The following is a 16395-nucleotide window of genomic DNA, read 5'->3' on the forward strand; positions in this document are numbered from 1 at the left end:
GCGAAGCGGCGCATGTCGCGCGCCTGCTCGCCAGTCGGCATCAGTTCGAATCGGAAGGCCTGAAGACATTGCATACGCTGAGCGTATCACCCACCACTTACGCGTTGTCAAGGACGCCTGCGGCGTCTGCGCTTTCCTTCTCCGGCCTGAAGTCCGGGGCTTGCCGCGCTTCCCGGTCAACTACGAACGGCCGCAGGCGCTCAAAAGCTGGCTCAAAAACATGCAGCCCGGTCAGTCCTGCCCAGACTCGTTGACGCCCGGCGGCAGCAACACGACCGTGTCCTCCGGCCCAAGCACGCGCCCGTCCTGCGAGCGCAGCTCCAGCTTCCTGACGGGAAGCCCGGTCTTCCTGTCGACCAGCAGCACGTGCGCCTCGTCCGGGTCGAAAAAGAAATCCTCGCCCCACTGCCGCAGCGCGACGAGCAGCGGAAACAGCCCGCGCCCCTTCTCGGTCAGCACGTATTCGCGGTGCGCGCCGCCGTCGGCGGCCGGCACCGCATCCATGATCCCGTGAGCGACCAGGTTGCGCAGACGGGCCGCCAGGATGTTCTTCGCAAGGCCGAGACTCTTCTGAAATTCGCCGAACCGGCGCAGGCCATCGAATGCGTCGCGGACGATCAGCAGCGACCACCAGTCGCCGATCGCGTCCAGCGGGCGGGCAACGCCGCATGGGGAATCCTGGTGGGTGGTTCGCCTGTTCATCGATGAGTCCTGTCCTGCCGTTCGCGCAGCTTCATCGGCGGCCGCAACGGCCGCCATTCCTCGTGTTTTATCGGTTGCAATATAAAACCTGAGGAGCCAAAAATCAATCGCTTCGGATCGACCGGTCGTGACACGCAGTCACCGCTATTCAGCCTGTCTGATTCCGCCACACCATCAAAATGGTTGCAAACTGAAACCGCACATCCTAAGCTCCCGCATGGTTTCAATTTGAAACCACAAAGCTCAACTCTCGAAAGGAGCGCCCGATGATCCGGTTCGACGCCACGTTCGGTGGCACATTTCCGTTCACCCCGCATTTCGACGATGCTTCTGGCTTCCGGATGCATTACGTGGACGAAGGTCCGCACGAGGGCGAGACCGTCCTGTGCCTGCACGGCGAGCCCACCTGGGGCTATCTGTTCCGCCACCTGATTTCGCCGCTGAGCCGCACGCACCGGGTCGTCGTTCCCGATCACATGGGGTTCGGAAAAAGCGAAGCGCCGCAGGATCGCAGCTACTGGCTGCAGGATCACATCGACAATCTGGAGAGGTTCGTGCTCGCGCTCGACCTCGATCGCGTGACGCTCGTGATGCACGATTTCGGCGGCCCCGTCGGGATGGGGCTCGCCGCCCGTCATCCGGACCGTATTCACCGCATCGTCTCGACGAACGGGCCGACGCCGTTCGGCCAGCCTGATCTGTTCGACCGCTTGATGGCGAACGGCCGCGATTCGCCGTGGTTCCAGTGGATCACCCGCGCAGCGGCGGACGGCAGCCTGGAGCCCGTACTCGGACAACTCGGCTTCAACATGCTGAGCACGCTGAAGCTCAACGGTTTCGAGAACCACGCGATCATCACCGACGACTGGCTCGCCGCCTACGCCGCGCCGTTCGCGAGCCCCGCCGATTGCGTCGGTGCGATCGGCTGGGCGAAAGGATTTGCGACGGGCGCACATCGGTTCGAAGTGCCCGACGCGGCGGCAATACGTGCGATACGCGAAAAGCCCGCGCTCGCGATCTGGGGCAATGCCGACCGCACCCTCGGCGCCGATCACTTCCTGCCGCTGTTCACCGCGCTGTTTCCGTCCGCGCCCGTCGAGCGCCTTGCGGGCGTCGGGCACTACTGCGTCGAGGACGCTCCCGAAGCCGTCACGGCCCGAATCCTGCGGTTCATCCGGAACACCTGATCGCGTCTCGTCGGCATCACCGCCCCCAACCCCACGGAGTCCACCTTCATGTCCACCTGCACTGCGCCGCCGCAGTCCGACGCGGTATCGCCGCTTCACCGCTGGCTGGCGGTCGTCGTCCTCGCCGTTGCCACCTTCACCATCGTCGTCACGGAATTCGCGCCCATCGGCCTCCTGTCGTCGATCGCCGGCGATCTTCACGAGCGTCCGGCAACCGTCGGCCTCATCGATGCGCACGCATCGTGTCAGTCGATCACCCGCGTGACCCCACGCCCGCGCGGATCGGCCACCGCGTCCGGCGTCTTGCCGTCGATCTTGATCGCCTGGATGTCGCCGCTGAAATCCTGTCCTTCCAGCTTGTAGCCGCGCGCCTCGACCTGCTTCGCGAGTTCGCCGTCGATCGGGCGGTACGGCTCCCAGAAGATCGTGTTCGGCGGCAGCAACTGGTGATGGAAGCGCATCGCGCCGACCGCTTCCTTCAACGGCATCCTGAAGTCGTAGATGTTGTTGATCACCTGGAAGATCGACGTGAAGATCCGCGAGCCGCCCGGCGTGCCGATCACGAGCGCGACCTTGCCGTCCCGCGTCAGGATCGTCGGCGTCATCGACGACAGCGGCCGCTTCTTCGGCTCGATCGCGTTGGCGTCCGCGCCCACGACGCCGAACGCATTGGCGACGCCCGGCTTCGCGGAGAAGTCGTCCATCTCGTCGTTGAGCACGATGCCCGTGCCGTCCGCGATCATCCCCGAGCCGAAATAGCCGTTGATCGTGTACGTGTTCGACACCGCGTTGCCCCACTTGTCGACGACCGAGAAGTGCGTCGTCTCCGCCTTCTCCGGCATCGACGTGCCGAGCCCCGGCCGCACGCTGTGCGTGTCCGCGATCTGCGTCGGGCTCACTTCGGCCGCGCGCTTCGCGATGTACGCGTCGTCGGTCAGTTGCGCGATCGGTACCTTGTAGAAGTCCGGATCGCCGAGGTACTGCGCGCGATCGGCGAACACACGCTTCTCGATCTCGGCGATCAGGTGCACGTATTGCGGCGAATTGAGCGTGACGCCGTCGAAGTCCTGCTTCCGGTCGGCCTTCATCTTCAGCAACTGCACGAGCCCGATCCCGCCCGAGCTCGGCGGCGGCGCGGTGATCACGCGATAGCCGTTCCAGTTCGCCTGGATCGGCTCGCGCCAGACCGCGCGGTATTGCTGCAAGTCCTGCTTCGTGATCAGCCCGTTGCCGGCCTTCATCGACGCGGCGATCAGGTCGGCCGTCCTGCCGTCGTAGAAATCCTTCGCCCCGTCGTTCGAGATCCGCGTGAGGACGGCCGCGAGATCCGGCTGCCTGAAGTTCGTGCCGGCCTTCATCGCGCCGAAGTACCGGTCGAAATTGGTCTTGCCGCCGAATTCCTTCGACGCGTCGACGCCGCGCTGCGCGAGCTGCTCGTCGACGATGAAGCCGTCGCGCGCGTAGTGGATCGCCGGCGCGAGCACCTGCTTCCACTTCAGCTTGCCGAAGCGCTTCTGCGCTTCCCACATCCCCGCGACCGTGCCGGGCACGCCGACTGCGCGGTTGCCATACAGGCTCATGCCGGGCACGACTTCGCCCTGCTTGTCGAGATACATGTCTTTCGTGGCGGCGAGCGGCGCGCGCTCGCGGTAGTCGAGGAAGTACGGCTTGCCGTCGACGTAGAGCGTCATGAAGCCGCCGCCGCCGATGTTGCCCGCTTCCGGATACGTGACGGCGAGCGTAAACGCGATCGCGACCGCTGCGTCGATCGCATTGCCGCCCTGCTTGAAGATCCGCTCCGCGGCATCTGCGCTGTACTTGTCGGCGACGGCGACCGCCGAACTCGTCAGGACGGCGTGCGGGCCCTTCGCATACGCGGGCGCGGCCGGCAGGAAGCCGATGCCGGCCGCGGTCGCGATGACGATGGCGGAGGTTTTGAAGCGATCGAACGTGCGCATTGCGGGTCTCCCATGTGAGCGCGTTTCAAGGCCGAAGAATTCGCTTCATCTGCTTATAGCCGTGAGACCGTTGCGCCCAATAACAGGGATTCGTAGTCGTGGCGCGACTCATTGGCCAATCGTCAGGCGATACTACGAATCATGACGAATCTGCGTCCATCGCCGCCGCATACGCGAAATATCCTCGCCCGGATCTCCCGCGCCGCGCGCCGATCTGAGAAGATGGCGCCCCTTCGCATGTGCGCCGCTCCGACGTTTTCCGTTCGTACTCTTTCCCGTTCGTTTTCTTTCCGTATGGCATCACACAACGCACATCACGCGACCGGCTTTGCGGCCGGCCTGATTGCCGCCGTTCTCGTCGCGCAGAGTGGCGCGACCGGGCCGTGGCATGCGGGCATCCTCGCCGCATTCGCGGCAGGCGTCGCCGGCGGCACCGCGCCCGACTGGCTCGAAATTGCCTGGTGGAGCCGCAAACGCCGGCTCTGGATCACGCATCGCACCGTCACGCATTGGGGCATCGGCTGGGTCGCGCTGCTCGCGCTCGGGTGGCACGGGCTCGCGCATCACCCGCATCCGCTGTGGGCCGCGCCGCTGTTCGGCTTCGCGTGCGGCGGCCTGATGCACCTGCTCGCCGACTGGCCGAATCCGCTCGGCGTGCCGTGGATCTGGCGGCGTCACTCGCTGAACCTGTGGAACAGCGGGAACTGCGACCTGATCGTGGTCGGCGCGGCATGGGCCGGCGCACTGTGGCTCGCGCAATCGGTGTGGGCGCATGCGCCCGCACTGCAGCAGTGGCTTGGGTGGTTGCATCGCGTGTAGAGGTGAGCCGCCCGGCACGCGCGCGCGCGACGTCTGGCACACTGACGGTTCGCGCGCGCCCACCGCGCACCCGTGCTCGCACCCTGATTCACCGCTTCGATGGACGTCACCGCCACCTGCTCTGCCAACTGCGCCGCCGCCAGCGTGCTCGACGTGTTCCACCCCGCCGTCGCCGCCTGGTTCCAGCGCACGTTCGCCGCACCGACCGGCGCGCAGGCGCTTGCATGGCCGCATATCAAGGCCGGCCGCTCGACGCTCGTCGCCGCGCCGACCGGCTCCGGCAAGACGCTCACCGGCTTCCTGTGCGCGATCGACGATCTCGTGCGCGACGCACTCGCGCACGACGGCACACTGCCGGACGCGACCCTCGTCGTCTACGTGTCGCCGCTGAAGGCGCTGTCGAACGACATCCACGTGAACCTCGAAGCGCCGCTCGCCGGCATCGCCGAGTCGCTCGCACAGCGCGGCCTGCCGGTGCCGGCGATCCGCACCGCGGTGCGCACCGGCGACACCACGCAGGCCGAGCGCGCGGCGCTGCGCAAGCGCGCGCCGCACATCCTCGTGACGACGCCGGAATCGCTGTACGTGCTGCTGTCGTCGACGTCCGGCCGCCAGATGCTGTCGACCGCGCGCTCGGTCATCGTCGACGAGATCCACGCGCTGGCCAACAGCAAGCGCGGCAGCCATCTCGCACTGTCGCTCGAACGGCTCGACGCGCTGGCCGGGCGCACGCTGCCGCGCATCGGGCTGTCGGCGACGCAAAAGCCGATCGACGCGGTCGCGCGCTTCCTCGTCGGCGGGCCTGCGGACGCGCCGCGCGACTGCACGATCGTCGACACGGGCCACGCACGCGAGCGCGACCTCGCGCTGGAATTGCCGAACGTGCCGCTCGAGCCGGTGATGGCAACCGACGTGTGGGAACAGCTTTACGACCGGATCGCCGGGCTCGCCGCCGCGCACCGCACGACGCTCGTGTTCGTCAACACGCGGCGCACCGCGGAGCGCATGGCGCGCCATCTCGCCGACCGGCTCGGCAAGGATGCGATCGCCGCGCATCACGGCAGCCTCGCGAAAGAACACCGCTTCGACGCGGAACAGCGCCTGAAGCGCGGTGAACTGAAGCTGCTGGTCGCGACCGCGTCGCTGGAACTCGGCATCGACATCGGCGATGTCGATCTCGTCTGCCAGGTCGGCTCGCCGCGCGGCATCGCGCCATTCCTGCAGCGCGTCGGCCGCTCCGGGCACCATGTCGGCGGCGTGCCGAAGGGCCGCCTGTTCCCGCTGTCGCGCGACGAACTCGTCGAATGTGCGGCGCTGCTCGACTGCGTGCGTCGCGGCGAACTCGACACGCTGCGGATCCCCGACGCGCCGCTCGACGTGCTTGCGCAGCAGATCGTCGCGGAAGTCGCGTGCGCCGAATGGCAGGAAGACGCGCTGTATCGATGCTTCACGCGCGCGGCGCCGTATGCGCGCCTGCCGCGCGAGCGGTTCGACGACGTGATGCAGATGCTCGCCGAAGGTTTCAGCAGCCGGCGCGGCGTGCGCGCCGCGTACCTGCATCGCGACGTGGTCGGCGGCACGGTGCGCGGGCGGCGCAACGCGATGATGACCGCGACGACCTCCGGCGGCACGATCCCCGACATGGCCGACTACGCGGTGCTGCTCGAACCGCAGGGCATCCAGGTCGGCACCGTCAACGAGGATTTCGCGATCGAGAGCCTGGCCGGCGACGTGTTCCAGCTCGGCAACCAGTCGTACCGGATCATTCGCGTCGAGACAGGCCGCGTGCGCGTCGAGGATGCGCAGGGTCAGTCGCCGAACATTCCGTTCTGGCTCGGCGAAGCGCCGGGCCGCAGCGACGAGCTGTCGGCCGCGGTCGGCCGGCTGCGCGCGCGGCTCGACGCGCTGTTCGCGGAGGGTGATCGTCAGGCGAGCGGTGGTGCCGTCGAAAGCCGTCTCGCCCCCGCGCTGCGCTGGCTCGTCGACGACCTGCGGCTGTCGCCCGACGCCGCGCGCCAGATCGCCGACTACCTCGCGCGCAGCCGCGCGGCGCTCGGTGCACTGCCGACGCAGCACACGCTCGTGATGGAACGCTTCTTCGACGAATCCGGCGGCACGCAGCTCGTGATCCATTCGCCGTTCGGCAGCCGCATCAACCGCGCGTGGGGGCTCGCGCTGCGCAAGCGCTTCTGCCGCACGTTCAACTTCGAGCTGCAGGCCGCGGCGACCGACGACGCGATCATCCTGTCGCTGTCGCTCGCGCACAGCTTCGCGCTCGACGAAGTGTGGCGCTACCTGCGCGCGGCGAGCGCCGAGCACGTGCTCGTCCAGGCGCTGCTCGACGCGCCGCTGTTCGGCGTGCGCTGGCGCTGGAACGCGACGACGGCGCTCGCGCTGCCACGCTACACCGGCGGCAAGCGAACCGCGCCGCAACTGCAGCGGATGAAGAGCGAAGACCTGCTCGCGACCGTGTTCCCCGATCAGGTCGCGTGTCTCGAGAACATCGTCGGCGAGCGCGAGATTCCGCATCATCCGCTCGTCGACCAGACGCTCGACGATTGCCTGCACGACGCGATGGATACCGACGGCTGGCTCGCGCTGCTGCGCCGGATCGAAAGCGGCGCGATCGAGCTGGTCGCGCGCGACCTGCCCGCGCCGTCGCCGCTCGCGGCCGAGATTCTCAACGCGAAACCGTACGCATTCCTCGACGACGCGCCGCTCGAGGAGCGCCGCACGCAGGCCGTGCAGGCGCGCCGCTGGAGCGACCCCGAATCCGCGGACGATCTCGGCGCGCTCGATGCCGACGCGATCGCCGCGGTGCGCGACGAAGCGTGGCCGCTCGTGCGCGATGCGGACGAGATGCACGATGCACTGCTCACGCTCGCGTGCGTGACCGACGACGAAGCGCACGCGCAGGACGGCTGGCCCGCGTGGCTCGCCGAACTGGCCGGGCGCCGCCGCGCGACGAAGCTGGTCACGCCGGGCGGCGCGGCGCTGTGGGTGCCGGTCGAGCGGCTCGTCTGCGTGCGCGCGCTGCATCCGGACGCGCGCTGCACGCCGGCGCTCAAGGTGCCGGCCGCTTGCGCCACGCCGTGGGAAGCGGACGCCGCGCTCGTCGATGTGATCCGTGCAAGGCTGACCGGCTTCGGTCCGCTGACGCTCGACGCGATCGCGCAGCCGCTCGGCCTGCCGGTCACGACGATCAAGGCTGCGCTCGCCGCGCTCGAGCAGGAAGGCTACGTGATGCGCGGCCGCTTTACGCCCCGTGCGGGTGGCGCAGGCACGATCGCCGAAGAATGGTGCGAACGTCACCTGCTCGCGCGCATCCACCGCTACACGGTGAAACGCCTGCGCCGCGAAATCGAACCGGTCGAACGCGCGGACTTCATGCGCTTCCTGTTCCACTGGCAGCACCTGACGCCCGACACGCGCGGCGCCGGACGCGACGCGCTCGCCGCCGTCGTCGAACAGCTCGAAGGCTTCGAGGCGGCCGCGAGCGCATGGGAAGACGCGCTGCTCCCCGCGCGGCTGACCGACTACACGACGGGCGGGCTCGACGAGCTGTGCCGTTCCGGCAAGCTCGTATGGACCCGCATCGGCGCGCCGGCCCGCACGGCCGCGACGCCCGTGAAGACGACGCCGATCGTGCTGCTGCCGCGCCGCGATCTCGCCGCGTGGCAGGCGCTGCGCGATCCGGCCGCGCAACCGGCGCTGTCCGCGCGTGCGACACAGGTGCGCGATGTGCTCGCCGCGCACGGCGCGATGTTCTTCGACGAGCTGCTCGGCGACCTGCACATGCTGCCGGTCGAACTCGAACAGGCGCTCGGCGAACTCGTGTCGGCAGGCCTCGTGAACGCAGACAGTTTCGCGGGCCTGCGCGCGCTGCTGAAGCCCGTGGTGAAACGCAGCGCGACGTATGCACCGCGCACGCGGCGCGGCGGCGCGCTGATCGGCGGGATGGACGACGCCGGGCGCTGGGCGCTCGTGCAGCGTCCCGCGCCGCCCGCCGCCGCGCCGGCGGTGCCGGCGCGCGCGCTCGCCACGACCGATCCCGATGCGCTCGAACACGTCGCATGGACGCTGCTGCGCCGCTACGGCGTCGTGTTCTGGCGGCTGCTCGAACGCGAGGCCGACTGGCTGCCGGGCTGGCGTGAACTGGTGCGCGTGCTGCAGCGGCTGGAGGCGCGCGGCGAGATTCGCGGCGGACGCTTCGTCGCCGGGCTCGCGGGCGAACAGTTCGCACTGCCCGAGGCGATTCCGATCCTGCGCGAGCTGCGGCGGCAGCCCGGCGACGGCCAGTTCGTCTGCGTGACAGGCGCCGATCCACTCAATCTCGCCGGCACGCTGCTGCCCGGCGACAAGGTGCCTGCGCTGGCCGGCAACCGCGTGCTGTTCCGCGATGGCGTGCCGGTCGCGTCGCTCGTCGCCGGCGCCTTTCACTATGCGGCTGACCTGTCGCCCACCGCGCGCGAGGACGCGCGCGTGCGGCTCGCGCGCCGCTCCTGACAGCGGCTGACACGCGGCGCGTCGCCGACTACTGAACGGCCGCACGCACTCGACAGCGCATTCGGCTAGCATCGAACGATTCGATACGCCTGCGATGCGCGTGCGATGCGCCTGATATGCCGCGCGCACGCAGATACCTACGTTTCCGGAGACCCCTGCTCATGCCCTCCTCGGCCGACCCGCGTACCGCGTCGTCATCCTCCGTTCACCACGCCGGCTCGCTGACGATCTTCCAGGGCGCCGCGCTGTACATCGGCGCGGTACTCGGCACCGGCGTGATCGCGCTGCCCGCGCTCGCGGCCGAGGTCGCGGGCCCCGCGTCGCTGCTCGCGTGGGCGGCGCTCGTCGTGCTGTCCGCGCCGCTCGCGGCGACCTTCGCGGCGCTCGGCGCGCGCTTTCCGGATGCGGGCGGCGTGTCGACCTATGCGCGCCGCGCGTTCGGACCGAAAGCCGCGGCAATCGTCGGCTGGTGCTTCTATTTCGCGGTGCCGGCCGGCGCACCGGCCGCGGCCATGTTCGGCGGCGCGTACGTCGCGGCCGTGACGGGCGGTGGCCACACGACGGTCGTCGTCACCGCCGCCGCGCTGATCGCGATCGTATCGGCCGCGAACGCGTTCGGCGTCACCGTATCGGGACGGATGCAGCTCGTGCTGTCCGCGCTGCTCGTGACGCTGCTGCTCGCGGCCGTGCTCGCGTCCGCACCGCGCGCGAGCGTGTCGAATCTCCATCCGTTCGCGCCGCACGGCTGGTTCGCGATCGGCCAGGCGACCGCGCTGCTCGTCTGGAGCTTCGCCGGCTGGGAAGCGATCACGCATCTCGCGGCGGAATTCCGTCGGCCCGCGCACGATATGCCGCGGTCGGCCGGCATCGCGGTCGTCGTCGTCGGGCTGCTGTACCTGTCGGTCGCCGCCGCGAGCGTGACGGTGCTCGGCCCGTCCGCCGGCGCATCCGGCGCGCCGCTTGCCGAACTGATCGCGCGCGGCATCGGCGGCCATGCGCAGGTGCTGGCGGCCGCGGGCGCGTTGCTGCTGACGCTCGGGACAATGAACGCGTATTTCGCGGGCGCGGCGAAGCTCGGCGCGGCGCTCGGGCGCGATGGCGCGCTGCCTGCATGGCTCGCACAAGGCAGCCAGGTCGGCGGCGTGCCGCGCCGCAGCCTCGGCGTGATTGCGGCGCTCGCGACGTTCGCGCTGGCCGCGACGACCGTTGCCGGCGTGGGACCGAAGCCGCTCGTGCTCGTGACGTCCGGCTGCTTCGTGATGGTGTACGGGCTGGGCGCCGCGGCGGCGCTGAAGCTGTTGCCGCGCGGCGGCATCGCGCATCGTTGCGCGTGGGTTTCGCTGGTCGCGGTCGCCGGGCTGTTCCTGACGACCGGCTGGTATTTCGTGTGGCCGCTGCTGCTGGCGGGCGCGGCGCTGCTTTACCTGAGGGTGGCGGGACGCGGCCGGTAAGTCAGGCGGGCACCAGCTCAAAGCTCAAGCGCTTGCCGAGCGCTGCGGCAGCGCTCGCAAGCGTCGTCAGCGTGAGGCTCGTGTCGGTTTCGTCGAGCAGGCGGTTGAGCGCCGCGCGGCTCGTTTTCATCCGGGCGGCCATCGCGGTTTTCGTGATGTGCTGCGCCTTCATCTCCTGCTCGATCTGCCACGCGATCACGCGCTTGATCGCGGTCGCAGTGGCTTCCTCGAGGCTGCCTTCCGCGTCGAGGAAAGCGTCGAAGTCGCTGCCGATGTGGCGGTTGCTGGGGGTCGTCATGCCGTACTCCATTCGCTGTGTTGCGCACTGCCCGATCGCCGGTGAAGGCCTGCTGCGGTTCGGCCGCTCAGAAGTCTCACCATTGCCGTCTTGCCGCCTATCGCACCAAAATTGATACGACAGGCCAAGCGTGACGAAAGCGAACCTCGGCCGATCAGCCATCTCGCGCGTCCGCGTTCTGCAGCGTGTCAGCGCGGCTTCGTCGCGTTGCTCCCGCGCGCCCGCCGCCGGCCACGCTGCGCCGTGTCCCCCGGCCGCCCGTCGCCATACCGCGCCCGAGCAATCTCGCGCACCGCGTCGATCAGCGTCCGCGCGACGGGCGACGGCTGCGCGTCGGTGCGCAAAATCAGCCCGACCGGTTCGTCGGTGCCGGCTGACGGCAGCGGCAGCCGCGCGAGCGCGCCTGCCGCCAGGTCGTATTCGGCTGCGTACAGCGGCACGAACCAGACCGCATCGTTCTCGAGCGCGAGCGCACGCGCGACCGACACCGACAGCACCTCGATGAACGCATCCAGCGGCGGCGCGCCGCATGCGTTCAGCAATTGCTCGGCCGATTGCCGGATCAGCGTGCCGTACGGCGGCAGCACGACCGGGTAACGCGCGAGTTCGGCCGCCGGTGCGGCGCTCGCGAGCAGCGGATGACCGGCGCGCACCACGGCGACGAGCGGCTCGTTGTACAGCTGTTCGAACGCGAGACCGATCATCCGCTCCGGCTCCGACAGCCGCCCGATCGCGCACTCGATCGCGCCGGCCTTCAGGCGCTCGAGCAGTTCGGCGTTCGCGGCGGTCGCGATCCGCACGACGGCGCGCGGCCAGCGTGCAGCGAGCGCCTTCATCAGCGCCGGCGCGAGCGACGCCGCGACGGTCGGCAGCATCCCGACCTCGAGCGTCGCCGCCGCGCCGCCGCCTTCACGCGCCAGCAACCCGACGCCTTGCCGCAGCGCGAGCACGCACGCGTTCGCATGCGGCATGAAGAGCTGCCCTTCGCGGGTCGGGTGCGCGCCTTGCCGGCCGCGCTCGAACAGCCTGACGCCGAGGATCGACTCGAGTTCGGCGATCGTCTTCGAGACGGCCGGCTGCGTGATCGACAGGCTTTCGGCCGCCTTCTGCACGCCGCCCAGTTGGGCAACCGCGAGAAAGCACTGCAGGTGCCGGAACTTGACGCGGCCGTCGGCGATACGGTTATTCATGACAGGAGGTTATGCAACTGACGGTGAAATGCCATTTTGCATAACTTTCCGGTTGGTCCCAAGCGCTGTCTGCCGGCTGACACAGCCGCGTGCGCACCTGGGCGACGACGGACGCCGTCGCGCTCACGGCGCGCGCCGCAGCGCCTCGAATCCCGACGGCTCCCAGATCCGCTTCGCGATCAGCAACCCCGTACCGTGCTTCTGCCCGAGCGGCGCGGACGACGACTCCGCGTGCAGCGCCGCCGCCTTGCTGCGCAACCGACGCAATTCCTGCTCGAGCTCGGCGGCGGCGGCCACCGTGAGCATCCCCTGCGTGAACGTCATCGTTTCGCCAGGGCCGTCGAAGCGGCTGTCGAGGAAATCGCCGAGCGCATGCGTGTGGAAGTAGCGGCGGATCGGGCCGCCCGGCAGCCAGTCGAAGTCGCGCGCGACGCGCACGCGGATCCGGTCGCCCGGCAACAGCGCGACCACGTTCATCCGGTCGAGCATCAGCAGGTATTTCAGGCATTCGGCCTTCGTCACGCGATAGGCCGACACGATGTCGTCCACGGTCCAGTAGTTGATCGCGCAGACGGCGACGAGCAGCAGTTTCTCGTCCGACACGAGCAACGCCTCCTGCTGCTCGGTCAGCGTGTGCAGCCGCGGCGCGGACGCCGACGCTTCCTGCACGAGCTCGGCGAGCGTGTAGCCGAGCACCTGCGCGACCTGGACGACCCGCTCGAGCGTGAAGCGGCCGCTCGCGAACAGCCGCTTCACGCTCGTTTCAGAGACATCAAGTGCACGCGCGACGTCGCGGTAAGTCATGCCCTGCGCCTTCAGCTGGCGCTTCAGCGTATCGATCAGTTGGGCGGTTTCAGTCATGTTTGGTATCGGAAAATGATGCTTCAGGACGAATATTAGGCTACCAACGCACACAAGTGACCGCTTATCGTTACTTGTCTGCATAATCCGCTCCGTCCTGTCAACGATCGACGGAGTCGAGATGTCCACCCGAACCGAAACCGCCGCATACGAACCGCTCCGCGCCGTGTCACGCGATGCCCGCGAAACCGGCCGCGCCTTGCCGCTCGCGACCGTGCGCACGCTCGCCGCGAGCGCACACGTCGGGGATCTCGTGTTCATCCGCGTGCCGATCCGCCCGTTCCGCGAAGTGGCGGACGCGACGGGGACGTGGACCAACCACGTCGGCATCGTCGTCGACACGTCGGGGGCCGAGCCGGTGGTCGCGGAGAGCACGTTTCCGTGGGCGAAGCTGACGCCGCTCGCGCGCTTCGTCGCCCGCTCCGAAGGCGGCCGCATCGCGCTGGCGCGGCTTGCGACACGGCCCACGGCCGACGAACAGCGCCGCGTGCACGAGGCCGCCGAAAAGCGGATCGGCACGCTGTACGACACCGGCTTCAACCTGCGGTCGCGGCGACAATTCTGCTCGCGCTACGTGCGCGAAGTGCTCGGCGAAGCCACGGGCGTCGAGGTCGGCGACGTGGAAACCTTCGAAGCGCTGCACGCGCGCCGGCCCGGCGCGAAGCTTGGCTTCTGGCGGCTGTGGTACTTCGGGCGCATTCCGTGGGCACGCGAGACGGTGACGCCCGCGAGCCTGATCCGCAGCGACAAGCTGACGCTCGAATTCGACGGCATCGTGCTCGATCCGGGCCGCGCCTGACGGGCGGCGCGAAGGAGACCCACAACAATAAAAAGAAGAGCAAATAACAAACAGCGACGGGCTGGCTGGAGGGCCGTGCAACGTTCGTCACCGACGAAACGCGAGCCCGATTGCTTTATCCGCCGGACAGGCAGCCCTGTCCGGCGGCTTCTTTATTGGCGCGGCGTCCGCAGACCATAACGAACGGTTATGCGATCCACGAAAAATCGTCATTTTGCATAACTTTCCGGATTGGCTAAAGTCCTGCCATCCACTCTGCGAAAATTTATCAGGAGACGCCCGATGGATTCGCCCACGATTCTCACGCCGCGCGACTGGCCGTCGCATCCCGCATACATCCACCCCGACTACCGCTCGTCGGTGAAGCGCGGCCCCACGAAGCCGCTGATTCCGCTGAAGGAGAAACTGCGCGACCAGTATGCGCCAGTCTACGGCGCCGACGATCTCGGCGCGCTCGATCACGACCTGACGAAGAACGCCGTGAAGAACGGCGAGCCGCTCGGCGAGCGCATCGTCGTCACGGGCCGCGTGCTCGACGAAGGCGGCAAGCCGGTGCGCAACACGCTCGTCGAGGTCTGGCAGGCAAACGCCGCCGGCCGCTACGTGCACAAGGTCGACCAGCACGACGCGCCGCTCGACCCGAACTTCCTCGGCGCGGGCCGCTGCCTGACCGACAACGAAGGCCGCTACCGCTTCCTGACGATCAAGCCCGGCGCGTACCCGTGGGGCAACCACCCGAACGCGTGGCGCCCGAACCACATTCACTTCTCGCTGTTCGGCGACTACTTCGGCTCGCGCCTCGTCACGCAGATGTATTTCCCCGGCGATCCGCTGCTCGCGTACGACCCGATCTTCCAGGGCACGCCCGAAGCGGCGCGCGACCGCCTGATCTCGCGCTTCTCGATGGACATCACCGAAGAAGGCTATGCGCTCGGCTACGAATTCGACATCGTGCTGCGCGGCCGCGACGCCACCCCGATGGAGCGCTGAACCATGACGACGCTGAAACAAACCCCTTCGCAGACCGTCGGCCCGTACTTCGCTTACGGCCTGTGCCCGCAGCAGTACAACTACGACCTGAAGAGCCTGTTCACGGCGGCAATCGCCGCGCCGCACGCGGCGGGCGAGCACGTGCTGCTGGTCGGGCAGGTATTCGACGGCGACGGCAACGTCGTCAGCGACGCGGTGCTCGAATTCACGCAGGCGGACAGCGCGGGCGAGTACCCGGCGTCGCGCGACGACATCGCGCGGGCGGGCTTCACGGGCTTCGCGCGGGTCGGCACCGGCACCGATGCACAGCACCGCTTCGTCGTCGAGACGGTCAAGCCGGGCCGGATCGCAGCCGACGACGCGCCGCACGTCAATGTGACGGTGATGATGCGCGGGATTCTCACGCATGCGTTCACCCGTGTGTACTTCGATGACGAAGCGGCAGCGAACGCGGCGGATCCGGTGCTGAATGCGGTGCCGGCCGAGCGGCGGGCCACGCTTGTGGCGAAACGCGAAGCGCAACCGGGCGGGCCGGTGGTCTACCGGTTCGACATCCGGATGCAGGGCCCGCAGGAAACGGTGTTCTTCGACGTCTGACGATCTTCGACTGGAATCCAGCAGGATTCTGCGGAACTCCTTGTATGGGAAATCTCGTGTGAATCAGGGAGTTGGTGCAAACAATGGGGGCTCGCGCGGGTCGCTGTTGTTTGCCGGGTTCCAAAAGTCAGCCTAGCTGCGGCGCGTGCGGCACACGATGCCGCACATTCAATGATCAAGCAGGGTATCCATCCCGCCCACGAGCGCAGGAACGTCAAGCTGCGCTGACCTGCCGCCTTCCATGTTGGAGGCCTGCAAAGCGCATGGCGCGCGGGCGCGCATCCATATCACACGCGACCTTTCTGCCATCTTTGAGTTTGACGTGGTTCGAGGCTTGGCCAATAGCAACCCGATCTGGGGGCTACGCGGCTTGCTTCGCTTGCCGGACAGTCAAAGCAAGACCGTGTTGACTCTGGAGCAGATTCAAGCCTTCTATCAACGGCTGAAGAGCGACCGCAGCTACCCGGAACAGCTCAGGCATCGCGCCTGCATGAATTTCGTACAAGACAAGTACTGTCCGAACTATTTTTCGAACCAGTCCAATTTCCTAAAAATTTGGTGTTGTGCATTCTTGATTCCGGAAACGTCCATGAACGTCCAATTTCTCTGAGGGCTTGCAGCTAGGCATCGACTGGCTGGCTGTGGGTGCTCAGTTATCCGGAGCACGCCATGCCACATCAATCCGACCTGCGCTTCACCTTCCAGATCGTGGGCGGGATGGACTTCGAAGTCATCGAGTTCACCCTGGACGAAGCGCTGTCCGAAACCTATCGCCTCGAGCTGGACCTCGCCAGCTCCGACCGCGCCGTCGATTTCGGCCAGGTGCTCGACCGCCCCGCGCTCTTCACCCTATGGCGAGGCGAACAGCCCGTGCGCTATGTCCACGGGCTGGTCAGCACCCTGGAGCAATGCGAAACCGGCTTTCGCCGCACGCGCTACCGCGCGGTGGTCGAACCCGAACTGGCCCGGCTCAAGCTGTGCTCGGACTGGCGCGTGTTCCAGACCCAGAGCGTGCCGGAGATCCTGCAGAGCGTGCT

General features: G+C 68.1%; 16 protein-coding genes. 10 read left to right on the forward strand and 6 right to left on the reverse strand.

Annotated elements, in window-relative coordinates; translation table 11 throughout:
• Positions 1-74 (reverse strand): helix-turn-helix domain-containing protein (locus tag DID96_RS35925; protein ID WP_148094508.1); only part of this gene is annotated, 74 nt, incomplete at its 3' end.
• A gap of 157 nt (positions 75-231) precedes the next feature.
• Positions 232-702 carry a helix-turn-helix domain-containing protein gene (locus tag DID96_RS35930; protein ID WP_124603915.1) on the reverse strand — a complete coding sequence of 157 codons (471 nt, stop codon included), beginning with the start codon at positions 700-702 and terminating at the stop codon, positions 232-234.
• Positions 703-968: 266 nt separating this feature from the next.
• On the opposite strand from DID96_RS35930, the gene DID96_RS35935 reads away from it, so the two are divergent.
• Positions 969-1889, forward strand: a complete 921-nt coding sequence (locus DID96_RS35935; RefSeq protein WP_124603916.1) for an alpha/beta fold hydrolase — start codon at positions 969-971, stop codon at positions 1887-1889.
• A 245-nt stretch (positions 1890-2134) separates the two neighbouring features.
• Here DID96_RS35935 and ggt read toward each other — a convergent pair whose 3' ends face one another.
• Positions 2135-3847 carry a gamma-glutamyltransferase gene (gene ggt / locus DID96_RS35945; RefSeq protein ID WP_124603917.1) on the reverse strand — a complete coding sequence of 571 codons (1713 nt, stop codon included), beginning with the start codon at positions 3845-3847 and terminating at the stop codon, positions 2135-2137.
• Positions 3848-4141: 294 nt separating this feature from the next.
• Between ggt and DID96_RS35950 the strand changes: the two genes are divergently transcribed.
• From DID96_RS35950 to DID96_RS35960, 3 genes are all read left to right on the forward strand, one after another.
• Positions 4142-4666: a metal-dependent hydrolase gene (locus tag DID96_RS35950; RefSeq protein WP_124603918.1), complete on the forward strand. Its 525-nt coding sequence runs from the start codon at positions 4142-4144 to the stop codon at positions 4664-4666.
• A gap of 99 nt (positions 4667-4765) precedes the next feature.
• Positions 4766-9172 carry a DEAD/DEAH box helicase gene (locus DID96_RS35955; protein WP_124603919.1) on the forward strand — a complete coding sequence of 1469 codons (4407 nt, stop codon included), beginning with the start codon at positions 4766-4768 and terminating at the stop codon, positions 9170-9172.
• A gap of 161 nt (positions 9173-9333) precedes the next feature.
• Complete coding sequence (locus DID96_RS35960) at positions 9334-10623, forward strand: APC family permease (protein ID WP_124603920.1); 1290 nt, start codon at positions 9334-9336, stop codon at positions 10621-10623.
• Position 10624: 1 nt separating this feature from the next.
• Here the strand turns inward: DID96_RS35960 and DID96_RS35965 are convergent, their stop codons facing one another.
• From DID96_RS35965 to DID96_RS35975, 3 genes are all read right to left on the reverse strand, one after another.
• The gene (locus DID96_RS35965; RefSeq protein ID WP_124603921.1) at positions 10625-10921 is read right to left on the reverse strand and encodes an XRE family transcriptional regulator; all 297 of its coding nucleotides are present in this window, start codon (positions 10919-10921) and stop codon (positions 10625-10627) included.
• 188 nt (positions 10922-11109) lie between these two features.
• Entirely contained in the window at positions 11110-12111 is a 1002-nt protein-coding gene (pcaQ, locus tag DID96_RS35970) for a pca operon transcription factor PcaQ (RefSeq protein ID WP_124603922.1), read from the reverse strand.
• A gap of 123 nt (positions 12112-12234) precedes the next feature.
• Positions 12235-12972: a helix-turn-helix transcriptional regulator gene (locus DID96_RS35975; RefSeq protein WP_124603923.1), complete on the reverse strand. Its 738-nt coding sequence runs from the start codon at positions 12970-12972 to the stop codon at positions 12235-12237.
• A gap of 121 nt (positions 12973-13093) precedes the next feature.
• On the opposite strand from DID96_RS35975, the gene DID96_RS35980 reads away from it, so the two are divergent.
• The 6 genes from DID96_RS35980 to DID96_RS36000 all read left to right on the forward strand — a co-directional run.
• A complete protein-coding gene (locus DID96_RS35980) occupies positions 13094-13771 on the forward strand; it encodes a YebB family permuted papain-like enzyme (protein ID WP_185732473.1) in 678 nt (225 codons plus the stop codon).
• A 282-nt stretch (positions 13772-14053) separates the two neighbouring features.
• Positions 14054-14761, forward strand: a complete 708-nt coding sequence (gene pcaH / locus DID96_RS35985) for a protocatechuate 3,4-dioxygenase subunit beta (RefSeq protein WP_124603924.1) — start codon at positions 14054-14056, stop codon at positions 14759-14761.
• Positions 14762-14764: 3 nt separating this feature from the next.
• The gene (pcaG, locus tag DID96_RS35990) at positions 14765-15358 is read left to right on the forward strand and encodes a protocatechuate 3,4-dioxygenase subunit alpha (RefSeq protein WP_124603925.1); all 594 of its coding nucleotides are present in this window, start codon (positions 14765-14767) and stop codon (positions 15356-15358) included.
• Between the two features lie 51 nt (positions 15359-15409).
• Complete coding sequence (locus DID96_RS39685; protein WP_409333845.1) at positions 15410-15586, forward strand: integrase arm-type DNA-binding domain-containing protein; 177 nt, start codon at positions 15410-15412, stop codon at positions 15584-15586.
• Between the two features lie 13 nt (positions 15587-15599).
• On the forward strand, positions 15600-15968 hold the full coding sequence (locus DID96_RS38575; protein ID WP_185732474.1) for a hypothetical protein: 369 nt from the start codon (positions 15600-15602) through the stop codon (positions 15966-15968).
• 59 nt (positions 15969-16027) lie between these two features.
• Positions 16028-16395, forward strand: a 368-nt coding sequence (locus tag DID96_RS36000) for a contractile injection system protein, VgrG/Pvc8 family (RefSeq protein WP_260464146.1), incomplete at its 3' end; no start/stop codon positions are given.

The sequence above is a fragment of the Burkholderia sp. Bp8963 genome, assembly GCF_003854275.1.
Lineage (GTDB): Bacteria > Pseudomonadota > Gammaproteobacteria > Burkholderiales > Burkholderiaceae > Burkholderia.

What these genes read in the sequence shown, in the direction of transcription:
- DID96_RS35930 (WP_124603915.1), bottom strand. Translation starts at nt 702, where the DNA reads ATGAACAGGCGAACCACCCACCAGGATTCCCCATGCGGCGTTGCCCGC.
- DID96_RS35935 (WP_124603916.1), top strand. Translation starts at nt 969, where the DNA reads ATGATCCGGTTCGACGCCACGTTCGGTGGCACATTTCCGTTCACCCCG.
- ggt (WP_124603917.1), bottom strand. Translation starts at nt 3,847, where the DNA reads ATGCGCACGTTCGATCGCTTCAAAACCTCCGCCATCGTCATCGCGACC.
- DID96_RS35950 (WP_124603918.1), top strand. Translation starts at nt 4,142, where the DNA reads ATGGCATCACACAACGCACATCACGCGACCGGCTTTGCGGCCGGCCTG.
- DID96_RS35955 (WP_124603919.1), top strand. Translation starts at nt 4,766, where the DNA reads ATGGACGTCACCGCCACCTGCTCTGCCAACTGCGCCGCCGCCAGCGTG.
- DID96_RS35960 (WP_124603920.1), top strand. Translation starts at nt 9,334, where the DNA reads ATGCCCTCCTCGGCCGACCCGCGTACCGCGTCGTCATCCTCCGTTCAC.
- DID96_RS35965 (WP_124603921.1), bottom strand. Translation starts at nt 10,921, where the DNA reads ATGACGACCCCCAGCAACCGCCACATCGGCAGCGACTTCGACGCTTTC.
- pcaQ (WP_124603922.1), bottom strand. Translation starts at nt 12,111, where the DNA reads ATGAATAACCGTATCGCCGACGGCCGCGTCAAGTTCCGGCACCTGCAG.
- DID96_RS35975 (WP_124603923.1), bottom strand. Translation starts at nt 12,972, where the DNA reads ATGACTGAAACCGCCCAACTGATCGATACGCTGAAGCGCCAGCTGAAG.
- DID96_RS35980 (WP_185732473.1), top strand. Translation starts at nt 13,094, where the DNA reads ATGTCCACCCGAACCGAAACCGCCGCATACGAACCGCTCCGCGCCGTG.
- pcaH (WP_124603924.1), top strand. Translation starts at nt 14,054, where the DNA reads ATGGATTCGCCCACGATTCTCACGCCGCGCGACTGGCCGTCGCATCCC.
- pcaG (WP_124603925.1), top strand. Translation starts at nt 14,765, where the DNA reads ATGACGACGCTGAAACAAACCCCTTCGCAGACCGTCGGCCCGTACTTC.
- DID96_RS38575 (WP_185732474.1), top strand. Translation starts at nt 15,600, where the DNA reads ATGTTGGAGGCCTGCAAAGCGCATGGCGCGCGGGCGCGCATCCATATC.